The sequence below is a fragment of the Novosphingobium sp. genome, assembly GCF_031424035.1.
Lineage (GTDB): Bacteria > Pseudomonadota > Alphaproteobacteria > Sphingomonadales > Sphingomonadaceae > Novosphingobium.
Map to the genome: position 1 here is coordinate 22718 of NZ_JANPGP010000109.1, position 13734 is coordinate 36451.

Annotated in this window: 12 protein-coding genes and 1 riboswitch; of the genes, 8 read left to right on the top strand and 4 right to left on the bottom strand. The window is 64.3% G+C overall.

From position 1 onward, the window contains the following. Positions 1–128: 128 nt before the first annotated feature. From RMO89_RS14695 to RMO89_RS14730, 8 genes are all read left to right on the top strand, one after another. On the top strand, positions 129–1064 hold the full coding sequence (locus RMO89_RS14695) for a ThuA domain-containing protein (RefSeq protein WP_310534013.1): 936 nt from the start codon (positions 129–131) through the stop codon (positions 1062–1064). Continuing rightward, on the top strand, positions 1061–2194 hold the full coding sequence (locus RMO89_RS14700; RefSeq protein WP_310534015.1) for a Gfo/Idh/MocA family oxidoreductase: 1134 nt from the start codon (positions 1061–1063) through the stop codon (positions 2192–2194). The genes RMO89_RS14695 and RMO89_RS14700 overlap by 4 nt, the downstream gene beginning before the upstream one ends. Before the next feature lie 193 nt (positions 2195–2387). Continuing rightward, positions 2388–3434 (top strand): sugar phosphate isomerase/epimerase family protein, encoded by a 1047-nt coding sequence (locus tag RMO89_RS14705; RefSeq protein ID WP_310534016.1) that lies wholly within the window; start codon positions 2388–2390, stop codon positions 3432–3434. 26 nt (positions 3435–3460) lie between these two features. Next, positions 3461–4759 carry an MFS transporter gene (locus RMO89_RS14710; RefSeq protein WP_310534018.1) on the top strand — a complete coding sequence of 433 codons (1299 nt, stop codon included), beginning with the start codon at positions 3461–3463 and terminating at the stop codon, positions 4757–4759. Continuing rightward, on the top strand, positions 4756–5613 hold the full coding sequence (locus RMO89_RS14715; RefSeq protein WP_310534019.1) for a sugar phosphate isomerase/epimerase family protein: 858 nt from the start codon (positions 4756–4758) through the stop codon (positions 5611–5613). Before RMO89_RS14710 ends, RMO89_RS14715 begins: the two co-directional genes overlap by 4 nt. Then, complete coding sequence (locus RMO89_RS14720; RefSeq protein ID WP_310534020.1) at positions 5613–6251, top strand: gluconate 2-dehydrogenase subunit 3 family protein; 639 nt, start codon at positions 5613–5615, stop codon at positions 6249–6251. Before RMO89_RS14715 ends, RMO89_RS14720 begins: the two co-directional genes overlap by 1 nt. A gap of 15 nt (positions 6252–6266) precedes the next feature. Continuing rightward, complete coding sequence (locus RMO89_RS14725) at positions 6267–7958, top strand: GMC family oxidoreductase (protein WP_310534021.1); 1692 nt, start codon at positions 6267–6269, stop codon at positions 7956–7958. Then, entirely contained in the window at positions 7958–9082 is a 1125-nt protein-coding gene (locus tag RMO89_RS14730; protein WP_310534023.1) for a ThuA domain-containing protein, read from the top strand. The genes RMO89_RS14725 and RMO89_RS14730 overlap by 1 nt, the downstream gene beginning before the upstream one ends. Positions 9083–9230: 148 nt before the next feature. Here RMO89_RS14730 and RMO89_RS14735 read toward each other — a convergent pair whose 3' ends face one another. Genes RMO89_RS14735 through RMO89_RS14750 form a run of 4 tightly spaced genes read right to left on the bottom strand, consistent with a single transcriptional unit; the run spans position 9231 to position 13577 of the window. After that, positions 9231–9953: an ABC transporter ATP-binding protein gene (locus RMO89_RS14735; protein ID WP_310534025.1), complete on the bottom strand. Its 723-nt coding sequence runs from the start codon at positions 9951–9953 to the stop codon at positions 9231–9233. Next, positions 9950–10930, bottom strand: coding sequence for an iron ABC transporter permease (locus tag RMO89_RS14740; protein ID WP_310534027.1), 981 nt, complete (start codon positions 10928–10930; stop codon positions 9950–9952). The genes RMO89_RS14735 and RMO89_RS14740 overlap by 4 nt, the downstream gene beginning before the upstream one ends. After that, positions 10927–11754, bottom strand: a complete 828-nt coding sequence (locus RMO89_RS14745; RefSeq protein ID WP_310534029.1) for an ABC transporter substrate-binding protein — start codon at positions 11752–11754, stop codon at positions 10927–10929. The genes RMO89_RS14740 and RMO89_RS14745 overlap by 4 nt, the downstream gene beginning before the upstream one ends. Further along, positions 11754–13577 carry a TonB-dependent receptor domain-containing protein gene (locus RMO89_RS14750; RefSeq protein WP_310534030.1) on the bottom strand — a complete coding sequence of 608 codons (1824 nt, stop codon included), beginning with the start codon at positions 13575–13577 and terminating at the stop codon, positions 11754–11756. Before RMO89_RS14750 ends, RMO89_RS14745 begins: the two co-directional genes overlap by 1 nt. Before the next feature lie 95 nt (positions 13578–13672). After that, positions 13673–13734: riboswitch (cobalamin riboswitch) on the bottom strand. This riboswitch is flagged as partial in the annotation.

Sequence of the window (13734 nt, forward strand, 5' to 3'; positions counted from 1 at the left end):
AAATAGACCAATCGTATATTTGAAATCTCTGCGGACCTTGCTATCAGGCTTTGGTCAGGCCGATTTCCTTTAGATTCGGACTAGAAATAGAATCAAGATTCTGTTTATTTGGCCGACAGGGAGAATCGATGCTGCGCAAAGTCCTCAAGGTCGTGATGTGGCTGCTGCTGGCTTTGCTGGTGGTGTTCGCCGTGCTGCTCTGGCGCAATTGGGATATTTTCCAGCGCGTAGCCCTTGGCGGGGTGAAGGTTTATGAAACGACCCCGCCCGCCATCCCGGCCAACCTGCCGCGCCCGGCAATCCTCGTCTTTTCCAAGACCAATGCCTTCCGCCACGAAGAATCGATTCCGCCTGGCAATGCCTTTTTCGCCGATCTCGCCAAACAAAAAGGCTGGGGCTATTTCCAGACCGAGAACGGCGCGGCCTTCTCGCCCGAAGTGCTGGCAAAGTTTGACGCGGTGGTGTTCAACAACGTCAGCGGCGATGTGTTCACGCCCGCGCAGCGGGCCGCGTTCAAGGCCTGGCTCGAACAGGGCGGCGGCTATGTCGGCGTCCATGCTGCGGGTGACAATTCGCATCAGGCCTGGGGCTGGTACATCAATGACCTGATCGGCGCGACGTTCATCCAGCACACCATGGACCCGCAGTTCCAGACCGCGACGGTCAATGTCGAGGACAAGACGCATCCCGCCACGCAAGGCTTGCCCGCATCGTGGAAGCGCGTGGAGGAATGGTATTCGTTCGACAAGTCGCCGCGCACCACCGGCGCGCAGGTCTTGATCACGGTTGACGAAAAGACCTACAATCCGGTCGGCATGTTCAAGAAAGACCTGCGCATGGGAGACCATCCGATGGTCTGGTCACGCTGCGTCGGGCCAAAAGGCGCAAAACAGGGCCGCTTCCTCTATTCCGCCTTCGGCCACCGCGCCGAAAGCTGGGCCGAACCGGAAAACCGCCAGCTGATGACCAATTCTGTTGGATGGGCACTCAAACTGAATGGCAACGAGTGCGGCGTCGGGCCATCCAGTGCGGCAAAACCAGCAGTGGGAGAGCAAGGCAAGTGAAGCCTATTCGGTATGGCATGATCGGCGGCGGACAGGGCGCCTTCATTGGCGGCGTCCACCGCATTGCCGCGCGGATCGCGGGCAATTGGGAGCTGGTTGCCGGGGCGTTCTCATCGACCCCGGAAAAGTCGCGCGCGTCGGGTATTGAGCTCGGCGTCGATCCGGCACGGGCCTATGGTTCTTTTGCCGAGATGATCGAAAAGGAACTCGCCCTCCCCGCCGACCAGCGGATCGAGGCCGTCTCGATCGTCACGCCCAATCACATGCATGCCGCGCCTGCCATCGCCGCGCTCGAAGCCGGGTTCGATGTCATCATCGACAAGCCGCTGGCGGACTCGATGGAGAACGCCAAGGCCATTGCAGATGCCGCCATCCGCACCGGGCGCCGCATTGCCGTGACCCACACCTACACCGGCTACCCGCTGGTCAAGCAGGCGCGCGAGCTGATCACCTCTGGCAAGTTCGGCCAGGTCCGCCGCGTCGCGGTGAAGTACACGCAAGACTGGCTGAGCCGCGCTGCCGACCTTGAAAACAACAAGCAGGCCGCATGGCGCGTCGACCCAAAGCAGTCGGGCGATGCCGGCGCCTTTGGCGACATCGGCACTCACGCCGCCAACCTTGCCGAATTCATCACCGGCGAACGCATCACCCGCATCTGCGCCGAACTGACCATGCTGGATGGTCGTTTCATCGACGATGACGGCGCGGCGCTGTTCCATCTTTCGGGTGGCGGCAAGGGTACGCTGACGGCCTCACAGGTCTTGGTCGGCGACATCAACGACCTCGCCATCGACGTCTACTGTGACGAGGCCGGGCTGCACTGGCGGCAGGAAGAGCCGAACACCATGCGCATCGGTTACCGCGACCGCCCCACCGAAATCTGGCACGCCGGCGCCAACCGCGCCTACCTGTCGGATGACGTACTTTCGATCCAGCGCACACCGGGCGGCCACCCCGAAGGCTATCTCGAGGCCTTTGCCAATATCTATCAGGCTTTCGGAAACGAACTGCGCGGCGCTGCCAGCGACGAGCCGGGCTATGCCACGATGGAAGACACGCTCGCCGGCATGAAGTTCCTTGCCTCCAGCCTTGAATCCAGCCGCCGCGGCGCGGTCTGGGTGGATTTGTGAACTTGATCGCTACCCTGCCCCTTCGTCACCCTGAACTTGTTTCAGGGTCCATTTCGCCTCTAATCCGGCGCAATCAGGCTGGGCGCAGCGGAGAGGTCGCGCTGCGATTGTGTGAGCCAGAGCCTGGGGCACGATGGATGCTGAAACAAGTTCAGCATGACGAGTCAGACATTGAATACACAAGGATATTCGCATGAAGGGTCCCGCCATCTTCCTCGCCCAGTTCGCTGGAGACGAAGCGCCGTTCAATTCGCTCGACGCGATCACCAAGTACATGGGCAACCTTGGCTACAAAGGCGTGCAGATCCCCACATGGGATGGCCGCCTGTTCGATCTCGACAAGGCGGCCGAGAGCCAGGACTACTGCGACGAGATCAAGGGCGTCTGCCACGCCAACGGCGTCGAGGTGACCGAGCTTTCAACTCACCTGCAGGGACAGCTCGTCGCCAGCCACCCGGCCTATGACGCGCTGTTCGATGGCTTTGCCCCGGCGTCGGTTCACGGCAACGTCAAGGCGCGCACCGAATGGGCGGTGGACCAGATGAAGAAGGCGGCGAAGGCCAGCCAGCGCTTTGGCTGCACCAGCCACGCGACCTTCTCGGGCGCGCTGCTATGGCACACGGTCTATCCGTGGCCGCAGCGCCCGGCCGGTCTGGTCGAGGAAGGCTTTGCCGAACTGGGCCGCCGCTGGAAGCCGATCCTCGACGTGTTTGACGAATGCGGCGTCAACGCCTGCTACGAACTGCACCCGGGCGAAGACCTGCACGACGGCGTGACCTTTGAACGCTTTCTTGAGGTGGTGGACAACCACCCGCGCGCCAACATCCTCTACGATCCGTCGCACTTCGTGCTGCAGCAGCTCGACTACCTGCAGTTCATCGATTTCTACCATGAGCGGATCAAGGCTTTCCACGTGAAGGACGCCGAGTTCCGGCCCAACGGCAAGGCCGGCGTCTATGGCTCCTACTCGGGCTGGACCGAACGCCCGGGCCGCTTCCGCAGCCTTGGCGACGGGCAGGTCGATTTCACGCAGATCTTCACCAAGCTGGGCCACTACGGCTACGATGGCTGGGCTGTTCTGGAATGGGAATGCGCCTACAAGCATCCCGAACAGGGCGCGGCCGAAGGCGCTCCGTTCATCGCGAAACACATGATCCGCAAGGCCGACAAGGCGTTTGACGATTTCGCAGGAACCGGGACGGACCTGGGCTTTGTCCGGCAAGTGCTCGGGCTGGACTGATAAAAGAAGAATAGGGGAGAGTGACTATGGACAAGCAGGCAGGCCCACCGGCCAATCACCGGTCGATTTTCTGGATCAGCGTGCTTGCGCTGTTCACCGCGGCGCTGGCCAATTCGATCCGCGCCGGCGCGGCTGGCGCGCTTAAGACCTCGCTGCTTGATCCCATCGACGCGCAGCATTCGGGCGCGATGATCGGCACGGTACTGGGCAACAGCTTTCTCGGCTTTGCGCTCAGTCTGCTGGTGATCAGCCCCTTGCTTGACCGCTTCGGCGCCAAGAAGGTGATCCTGTTCGCCGCCGCCTGCTTCATCGTCGGCCCGGCGCTGGTGCTGATGTCGGCCAATGCCGGCGGATCGGTCTATACCATGCTCAACATTGCCATGATCATCTGGGGTTTCGGCTGGGGCGCAACAGAGGCCTCGATCAACCCGATCACCGCGACGATCTACCCCAATGACAAGACCGGCAGGCTCAATACACTGCACGCCTGGTGGCCGGCGGGCATTGTCACCGGCGGCCTGCTTTCGGTGCTGTTCTTCAAGCAGCTGAACCTCAACTGGCAAGTGCTGATCGGCCTGCCGATCATCCCCGGCATCGTCCTTGCCTTGTGGACCATGCGCCATGAATTTCCGAAGACCGAAAGCACCGCGCAGGGCGTGACGTTCAGCGAGATGATGGCCGAACCGTTCAAGCGCCCGACGTTCTGGATCTTTTTCGCCATCATGTTCCTCACCGCCTCGGCCGAACTGGCTCCGGGCGCATGGGTCGATGTGACGCTGACCGAGACGGTCGGGTTCTCGGGCATCCTCGTGCTGGTCTATGTCTCGGCGATCATGTTCGTCATGCGGCATTTCGCCGGCGCGCTTGATCACCGGTTCTCCGACATGGGGCTGCTGTGGTTCAGCACGATCCCGGCGGCTATCGGGCTTTACCTGCTGAGCACGGCCAATTCGGCGGCGACGGCGCTGGTTGCGGCGACCTTCTGGGCCTTTGGCGTGTGCTTCATGTGGCCGACCATGCTCGCCGCCGTATCGCGCCGCTTCCCGCGCAGCGGTCCGTGGGGGATCGGCCTGATCGGCTTTGCCGGCGCACTGGCGATCCGCTTCGTGCTGCCCAAGCTGGGCGAGATTTATGACAATGCCAAGCTTGCCAAGGCAGGGTCGAAGGAGGCGCTCGACGCTCTCCAGTCCGGCACGCCGGAAATGCACAGTGTGCTCGCCTATGCCGCCGAAACCTCGTTCCAGACCATCGCTATCATCCCGGTCGTGCTGTTCATGATCTTCGGCCTTGTCTGGTTCTTCGAACGCAATCGGAACACCAAATGAAGATCGGCATGAACCTGCTGCTGTGGACCGGCCATGTGACGGAAGATCACGTGCCGGTGCTTAGGGCGCTCAAGGACACGGGCTTCGACGGGGTCGAAGTGCCGGTGTTCGATCCCTCGGACACGTCGCATTATGCGAAGCTCGGCGCAGTGCTCGACGATATCGGCCTGCAGCGCACCGCCGTGGCGCTGATCCCGGACGAGGCGCATTCGCCGATCTCGCCCGATGCAGCGGCGCGGCAGGGCGGCGTCGATCACCTCACCCGCGTGATCGACTGCTGCGAGGCACTCGGCGCGCAGGCGCTGGTTGGGCCGTGGTTCCAGCCGCTCGGCGTGTTCTCGGGCGAAGGGCCGACCGGCGATGAGCTGGAACGCTGCGCCGGAGTCCACCGGCAAGTGGCGCAAAAGGCCCGCGATGCCGGGCTGATCTGCGCGCTGGAGCCGCTCAATCGGTTTGAGTGCTATCTGCTCAACACCTGCGAGCAAAGCTCAAGTTACCTTGAGCGTCTGGGCGAAGAAGGCTTCGGCATCCTCTACGATACGTTCCATGCGAACATCGAGGAGAAGGACCCGCTGGCAGCCCTTCGCTCCGCTTATGGCAAGGGCCACGTCAACCACGTCCACATCAGCGAGAACGATCGCGGCACGCCGGGGCGCGGCCACGCCAAGATCCGCGAGACGATCACCGAGCTGAAAGGCCTTGGCTATGACGGCTGGCTGACCATCGAGGCCTTTGGCAAGGCCCTGCCCGAACTCGCCGCCGCCACCCGCGTGTGGCGCGATTTCTTCGCCAGCCCCGAGGAGGTCTACTCCGAGGGCTATTCCTATATCCGTGACTGCTGGGAGCAGGCTTGATGACTGACGCATTTTCTATCCACCGGCGCGGTGCGCTGGCATCGATCGCCGCGCTGATCGGCGCGACCGCGCTCCCGCTCGAAGCGCTGGCCGCTCCGAAAAAGAAGGCCAAGGGTAAGCCGGCGACGAAGAAGTTCTTCAGCCCGTCGCAAATGGCGCTGGTCACCGCTCTGGCCGATACGCTCATCCCTGCGACCGACACGCCCGGTGCCGTGTTCACCAAGGCGCCGCAGCAGCTCGAAAGCCTGATGGTCAACTGGGCCTCGCCCGCCACCAAGGCGCAGATCCTCGGCGCGCTTCCCGCTATCGAGAAGATGGCGCTGGATGCGGACAAGAAGCCCTTCGCCGCGCTGACCCCGGCGCGCCGCAAGGAACTGCTCATTGCCTATGACAAGGCCGCGCTCAAGACCGTGCCGCGCAAGGAAAAGCTGATGGGTCTCGCGGCGATGCTGGCGGGTCCCGCCGTTGCCGATCCCGCCTATGCCAAGCTTAAAGACCTGATCGTCACCCTCTACTACACGTCCGAAGTCGCGATGACCCAGGAAGTCATTTACGAACACGTCCCCGGACCGTTCGTCCCCTCGCTCAAGATTACCCCCCAGACCCGACCCTTTGCTGGCGTCGGCGGTCTCGGCTGAACGGAGAATATTTCCATGGCATTCGACGCAATCGTCATCGGTTCGGGCATGAGCGGCGGTATCGCCGCCAAGGAACTGTGCGAGCGGGGGCTCAAGGTCCTCATGCTCGAACGGGGCTACGACATCGATCCCGCAAAGGACTACACGGACATGACCATGCCGTGGGAGTTCCCCAACAACAACCGCGTGCCCGAGGAAGAGGTCGCGCGCGATTACTACGTGCAGAGCCAGTGCTATGCCTTCAACCACGCCACCAAGCACATGTGGGTGAAGGACAGCGACCACCCCTATTCGACGCCGGCGGACAAGCCGTTTACCTGGATCCGCGGCTATCACACCGGCGGCCGCTCGATCATGTGGGGCCGTCAGTCCTACCGCCTGTCCGACATCGATTTCGAGGCCAATGCCAAGGACGGTTACGGCGTCGACTGGCCGATCCGCTATGCCGATCTCGCGCCGTGGTATGACCACATCGAGGACTTCATCGGCGTGGCCGGCAGCTATGAAAACCTGCCCCAGCTGCCCGACGGCAAGTTCCTCAAGGCGTGGGAAATGAATGACGCCGAAAAGATGCTCAAGTCGGCGGTGGAATCGAAGTTCCCGACCCGCAAGGTCATCATCGGCCGCAACGCCAACCTGTCCGAAGCCAAGCCGCACCACGAAGAGCTGGGCCGCGGCCCTTGCCAGAACCGCTCGATCTGCGAGCGCGGCTGCTCGTTCGGTGCCATGCACTCGACGCTGACCTCGTCGCTGCCGGCAGCGCGCAAGACCGGCAACCTGACGCTGATCACCAATGCCATCGTCCATTCGGTCGTCACCGATCCAAAGACCGGCAAGGCCACCGGCGTTCGGGTGATCGATGCCGTGACCAAGGTCGGCAAGACATATGAGGCCAAGATCGTCTTCCTCAATGCCTCGTCGATCAATTCGGCGACCATCCTGCTGAATTCGGCCAACGATGCCAATCCGCGCGGCCTCGCCAACGGATCGGACCAGGTCGGCCGCAACCTGATGGACCACATGTACGCGCTGTCCACCGCCGGCATCCTGCCGAACGGTCCGAAGGATTCGTACTACAAGGGCCGCCGCCCGACCGGCATCTACATCCCGCGCTTCCGCAACGTGACCGAACCCGGCGAAGGCTATGTCCGCGGCTATGGCTATCAGGGCGGTGCCATGCGCATGACGGGCAAGGGCCTGAACCAGCCCGGCACGATCGGCGCGGAATACAAGGAAGGCATGCACAAGTTCGGTCCGTGGATGGCCTTCATCTCGGGCTTTGGCGAAATGCTGCCCAACCCGGAAAACCGCGTCACGCTGAACGCCACCCGCAAGGACAAGTGGGGCATGGCCATCCCGCATATCGACTGCGCGATGGGGCCGAATGAGCACGCCATGGTCAAGCACATCATGGACGATGGCAAGGCGATGATCGAGGCTGCCGGCGGCGTGGTCGTCAGTCAGGCGACCGAGCCGGGCACTCCGGGTCTGGGCATCCACGAAATGGGCACTGTCCGAATGGGCAAGGATCCCAAGACCTCGGTACTCAACAAGTACAACCAGGCCCACGAAGTGCCGAACCTGTTCTGCACCGATGGCGGCGCCATGGCCTCGTCCGGCTGCCAGAACCCGTCGCTGACCTACATGGCGCTTTCGGCCCGCGCCGCGCACCATGCGGTGGAGTTCCTCAAGGAAGGCAAGATCTGATGCGCACGGTTTTGAAACTCGCCGCTGGCATCGCGGCTGTCGCGCTGTCGGCTCCCGCAATTGCGGGTCCGGTCACCGACTGTCCCAACCGCGACGTGCCGTTTTCGGCAAAGTCGCCGCTGATCGACATCTTGCTCAGCCCAGCCGCGAAAGGCGTGATCGACAAGTACGCCCCCGGCCGGATGGACAAGATGCCGCCGACCTTCATCGGCACCAAGACGCCCAGCTTCGCGTCGATCCTCACCGCCGAAACCGCCTCGCGGTTTACCGGGCTCGATGCGGCCAGCGTGGCGAAGATCGATGCCGAACTGAAGCTGCTTCCGGTGACGGCGGCGGACAAAGCGGCCCGTTGCCAGCGCTTTGACAATAACGTTCCCGCATTCTCGATGCCAAAGGGCAAAGTGCGCCTGCTGGTGATGGAGAAGATCAACGGCTTCAAGGACGTGCCATCGGTCGAAGCGGCTCACGCTGCACTGACTGCCATGGCCGACCGCAAGGGCTGGGCCATCGCCTTCACCGAACAGGGCGGCGCGATCAATGCCAAGACGCTGGGCCAGTTCGATGCGGTGATCTGGAATAACATCAGCGGTGACATCCTGACGCTGAGCCAGCGCAAGGCATTCCAGGGCTTCCTGGCCAAGGGCGGCGGTTTCGCGGCGATGCATGGCAGCGCTGGCGATCCGGCCTATTTCTGGGACTGGTACGCCGACAAGCTGATCGGCGCCCGCTTCACCGGCCACCCGATGCAGCCGCAGTTCCAGGAAGCGCGTGTCGTGGTCAGCACCGACCATCCGATTGCCAAGGCAGCAGGCCTGCCGCGCGAATGGCGCATGACCGACGAATGGTACTCGTTCAAGACCAGCCCGCGCGCAGCCGGTGCCCATGTCATCGCTTCGCTCGACGAGGGATCCTATACCCGCAAGAGCCCGATGGGTCCCGACGGCTACCTCGACATGGGCAATGACCATCCGATCGCCTGGACCAACTGCATCGGAAAAGGCCGGATGTTCTATTCGGCCATCGGCCATATGCCGCAGACCTACAGCCAGCCGCAGGCGCTCGCCCTGCTCGAAGCGGGAGTCGAATGGGCAGCGAGCAACAAGAAGGCGTGCCCCGCACGATAGGCAGAAAAAAGAGAGCGGCTGTTCACGTGAGACAGCCGCTCCTTAGGCGGGGAGATACGAGGTCCTGAAAGGACCTGCCATGTCGGGCTAGGCCTCCCCACCGGCGGCAACCTTGACTTGCGTCAAACCTGTCGAAATTTTCTGAATTTCAGATCGAAAGGGCCTTCGCGCCCGGTTCGCCCAGCCAGCGGGCGCTGACTTTCCACACCGCGCCGATCAGGTCTGGCGTCAACGCTTCGGCTGGCATGCCGTCAGCCGCAATCCTGCCATCTGCCAGCACCACCACGCGGTCGGCATGGTTCATCGCCGCGGCCAGATCGTGCAGCACGACAACCACGCCGCGTCCTTCGCGCGCCTGCCCGCGCAGCTTGCCCATCAGCGCGGCAGCGTGGGCAAGATCGAGGTTGGCGAGCGGCTCATCGGCGAGCAGCCAGCGCGGTTCGCCGGCCAGCACCCGCGCCAGCAGCGCGCGCGCGCGTTCGCCGCCGGACAAGCGCGATGTCCGGCGTGCGCGCAGGTGTTCGAGGTCCATCACCGCGATCGCCGCCTCGATTGCTTCGCCGCCAGGAGCCCCCGGCCAAGGCAGCCGCCCCAGCGCGACCAGCGTTTCGACCGTCACGTCCCACGCCACTTCCGGCGTCTGCGGCAGGAAACCGATGGCCTGCGCGCGGTCGTGCGGGTGGACCTCGTCCAGCGGCATACCGTCCAGCCGGACTTCGCCACCATCGAGCAGGCCGGCAAGGCAGGCCAGCAGGCTGCTCTTCCCCGCGCCGTTCGGGCCGACGATTGCCGTCAGTTCGCCGGGCCTCAGGGTGAGCGATATACCGTCGAGCCGCCCGGGGAGCGCGAGTGCATCGGCGAAAAGCGTCATGCCCAGCCTCCGTCCGCCGAAGAACCGCGCCGCATCCGCAGCAACAGCGCGAGGAAAAACGGCGCGCCGATCAGGCTGAGCGCGATACCCAGCCGCAATTCGCCTCCGGCCAGTGGCAGCACCCGGCACAGGCAATCGGCAATCAGCAGCAGCAGTGCTCCGGCCAGCGCGCTTGGCACGATCAGGCTTGAGGGGCGGCGGTCGGTCAGCGGGCGAACCAAATGCGGCACCACCAGTCCGACAAAACCGATGATCCCGGCTACGGCCACGCCGGTTCCCACGGTCAGGCCCACACCGATAACCAGCAGCGCCTGCAAGCGCGCAAGATTGATCCCGAGCGAGCGCGCGACCGCATCGCCGAGCAACAAGGCATCAAGCCCGCGTCCCGCAAGGCGGAGCATGGCAATGCCCAGCAGCGCGCCCGGCACGGCAATCCACACCTCGTTCCACGACCGGTCGGCAATCGCGCCCATCAGCCAGGTGACGATCTCGGACAGCGCGAAAGGTGACGGTGCAAGGCTGATCGCCAGGCTCATCAGCGCGCCGGCGAGGCTGGCAAGCATCATCCCGGCCAGCGTGAATGTCGCCACACCGCCGTTCCTCCCGGCGATCAGGCTGAGCAGCAACATGCCGATCGCCGCCCCGGCCAGCGCGAACAGCGGCAGGGTCCAGGCGCTCACGGCATAACCGGTCCACAGCGAAAGGACTGCCCCCAGCGCAGCACAGGGCGCGATCCCGAACAGCCCCGGATCGGCGAGCGGATTGCGCAGGTAGCCCTGCATCGCTGCCCCTGCCGCACCGAGGCCGCTGCCGACCGCCAGCGCCAGCACGGCGCGCGGCAAGCGCAGTTCGAACAGGATGGTCGAGGCATTGGGCACCGCCGGATGAAACGGATCGATCCATACCTGCCCGGCGAGCAGCGAGAGCGGCACGGCCAGCACAATCAGCGCCAGCAGGGTCATGTTGAGACGCGTCATGTCCCGCGCACCTCGGCGAAACGGCGGGCGGCGCGGATGATCGTCGGGCCGCCGCAGTAGAGCAGCGAGGGGTCCACAGCCTCGCGGCGGGTCTTCGTCAGCCACGCCAAGGCAGGATGGCCCAGCAGGCGGTTTTCCTCGGCGCGGGGATTCCCGGCGGTGAGCACCAGTGCTGGCGGATCGGCGAGAAGGCGCTCAAGCGGCAGGTAATCGGCCTGCTTCATGCCCTTCCCGGCGGTGAAATTGGCCAGCCCTGCGCGGCGCATCACATCGGCGACCAGTGTATTATCACCCGGCACGATGCCGCCCGGCTCCCACAGAACGGTCTGGACAGGGCGAGCGCCCGCTGGCGGTGCCGCCCGCGCCAGTGCAGCGATGATCTGCGCAACCAGCGCTTCGCCCCGCTCCGGATGGCCCGCCAGCGCGGCGAGATGACGCACTTGGGCAAAGCTGTCCTCGACCGTCGCGGCGATGCCCACTTCCTCCAGCCGCAGCCCTAGCCGGGCATAAGCACTGCGCGTGGCCGGCGGGGTAAACGTACCGCCGACGATCAGGTCAGGCCTCAGGACCAGCACCTCTTCGACCGAACCGTTGGTGGCGCGGAAGCGGCGCGCCTCTGCCATGTCCATCGAACTCGACGCCGGATCGTGGCTCCACGCCGATATGGCGAGGATCTGCACCGGATCGGCCACCTCGGCCAAAATCGCATCGGTGCAGGGGTTCAGGCTGACGATGCTCGGCAGCGAAGTGGCGGGCGCCCTGCCCGTCTGCACCGGGGAGCAAGCCCCCAGCAGCAGAGCGAGAAGGACGCCCGCCGGCTTCATCAGAACCGCGCCCGCACGCCGGCGTAGGCACTGCGTCCCGGCGTGTTGTATCCGGCAATCGCCTGATAATCGGCATCGCCGACATTCTCGACGCGGCCGAACAGTTCGATCTGCTCGGTCACTGGCAAGCTGGCGCGCAGGGTGAGCACGACATGGCCCTTCAGCCGCACGTCGTTGGCGAGGTTTTTATCGCCGAACGGATCGTCCATGCTCGGCCCGACAAGGCGGGTATCGGCCCCGATCACCAGCCCGCCCAGCGGCGTGGTCCAATCGCCCGACAGGCTGAGCGCATGGCGCGGGCGGCGATAGAGATCGCGGCCCGTGGTGCGGTTCGTGGCCTTCACATAGGAATAGGCCGCGCGCAGTTGCAGCACTTCCACCGGGCGGACATCGGCCTCCAGCTCGAAGCCGCTGGCGCGGGTCTGGCTCTCGTTCATGTAGCCGCCCCAGCCGCCATTGGCATTGGCGTCATAGACGATCAGGTTGCGGCTATCGCGGCGGAAGACCGTGGCGGCAAAGTGCAGCGGCGATGCGCGGTCGCCCTTTTCGATGCCCGCTTCGTAGGATTGGCTGCGTTCGGGTTCGAGGCCGAGGTTCCCGGCGAAACCGAACAGCTGGTACAGCGTCGGCGCCTTGAACCCTTCGCCGTAAGATGCGCGCAGCCGCCAGCCACCGCCAATGCCGACCGATCCATTGGCCCCCATCGTCCAGGCATCGCCAAAGCGGCTGTGGTGATCGATCCGCGCCCCGGCGGCGAAGTTGGCGCTGCCGGACGTGAAGTCAGCCAGCAGATAGCCGTTCGCCTGCCGCGCGGTCTGGCGGGTATCGAAGGTGCCTTCATAGCGGTCCCACACGTGACCGGCGCCGAACAGCACGGCGACCGGCCCGGCCAGCTTCCACTTGCCGCGCAGTTCGGCCTGCTGGTTGCGGCTGTCATAGGCATAGCCGAAGAAGGCGCTGTCATAGGCGCGGTTGGTATCGGCAAGGCTGTAGGCCGCGGTCAGGTCGAGAACCTCGGACGTATAGCGCAACCCGGCCCGGCCCGATGCCTGCTTGGTGGTCTGCACGTAATCGTTGGCAAAGGAGAAATCGATCCCCGCTTCCGACTGGGCATAGCGCGCATCGACAAAGGCCGAGAGGCCGCTGCCGATGTCGAGCGCGGCGCGCGCGCCGGCCTGCCACTGCTCGAAACCATCGGCTTCGGCATCGGCGGCAAGCGCGGAGAAGCCATCGCTGCGGGAGTAGCCGCCGTTTACCGAAAGCGAGAGCGCGCCGGTTTTCACCCCGCCCGAAGCCGATCCGGTGAAGCTGTCATAAGCGCCGTATTCCGCCGATGCCTCAACACCGTCAGTGGCCTTGGTGGTGATGGCAATCACGCCGCCGATGGCGTCGGAACCCCAGATCACGCTGTTCGATCCGCGCAGCAGTTCGACCTTGTCGACATTGCCGGAAAGCAGCGTGCCGAAATCGAAGCCGCTGCCGGGCGAGGACGTATCCGCCACTCGCGCGCCGTCGATCAGCACCAGTGTCTGTTCCGCATCGGCCCCGCGAATGCGCACCCCGGTGAATGAGCCAAGCCCGCCATTGCGGGTCAGCGTTACGCCGGGCAGGCGTTCCAGAACGCGGGTGATGTCAGGCCCCTGGATCGAGGCAAGCTCTGCGGCATCGACCACGCTGATCGCTTGACCGGTGCTATCGACCGGCTGGCTCAGACCCGTGGCGAGCACGGTGATTTCGGACTCACGATTGGCGTCGTCCCCTTCTACGGCCCATGCAGGCGCAGCGATGGCAAACGAACAACTCAGCAAAAACAGATATTTCACGTAAAAAACCTCCACACATGAACGAACGTCGTCCATGGCGAGGCCACCCGCCCTTATTGGCGAGCCCACGCTGCATCCGGTACACCCCGCCCGGCTGCGGAACGACCATCATCGGCAGGTCTCCTGGCTCCCGGATCACCGCCTGCGCCCGCCTTCC

Excerpts from the sequence above, each read along its gene's own strand:
- RMO89_RS14695 (WP_310534013.1), top strand. The coding sequence starts at position 129 with ATGCTGCGCAAAGTCCTCAAGGTCGTGATGTGGCTGCTGCTGGCTTTG.
- RMO89_RS14705 (WP_310534016.1), top strand. The coding sequence starts at position 2,388 with ATGAAGGGTCCCGCCATCTTCCTCGCCCAGTTCGCTGGAGACGAAGCG.
- RMO89_RS14710 (WP_310534018.1), top strand. The coding sequence starts at position 3,461 with ATGGACAAGCAGGCAGGCCCACCGGCCAATCACCGGTCGATTTTCTGG.
- RMO89_RS14715 (WP_310534019.1), top strand. The coding sequence starts at position 4,756 with ATGAAGATCGGCATGAACCTGCTGCTGTGGACCGGCCATGTGACGGAA.
- RMO89_RS14720 (WP_310534020.1), top strand. The coding sequence starts at position 5,613 with ATGACTGACGCATTTTCTATCCACCGGCGCGGTGCGCTGGCATCGATC.
- RMO89_RS14725 (WP_310534021.1), top strand. The coding sequence starts at position 6,267 with ATGGCATTCGACGCAATCGTCATCGGTTCGGGCATGAGCGGCGGTATC.
- RMO89_RS14730 (WP_310534023.1), top strand. The coding sequence starts at position 7,958 with ATGCGCACGGTTTTGAAACTCGCCGCTGGCATCGCGGCTGTCGCGCTG.
- RMO89_RS14735 (WP_310534025.1), bottom strand. The coding sequence starts at position 9,953 with ATGACGCTTTTCGCCGATGCACTCGCGCTCCCCGGGCGGCTCGACGGT.
- RMO89_RS14740 (WP_310534027.1), bottom strand. The coding sequence starts at position 10,930 with ATGACGCGTCTCAACATGACCCTGCTGGCGCTGATTGTGCTGGCCGTG.
- RMO89_RS14745 (WP_310534029.1), bottom strand. The coding sequence starts at position 11,754 with ATGAAGCCGGCGGGCGTCCTTCTCGCTCTGCTGCTGGGGGCTTGCTCC.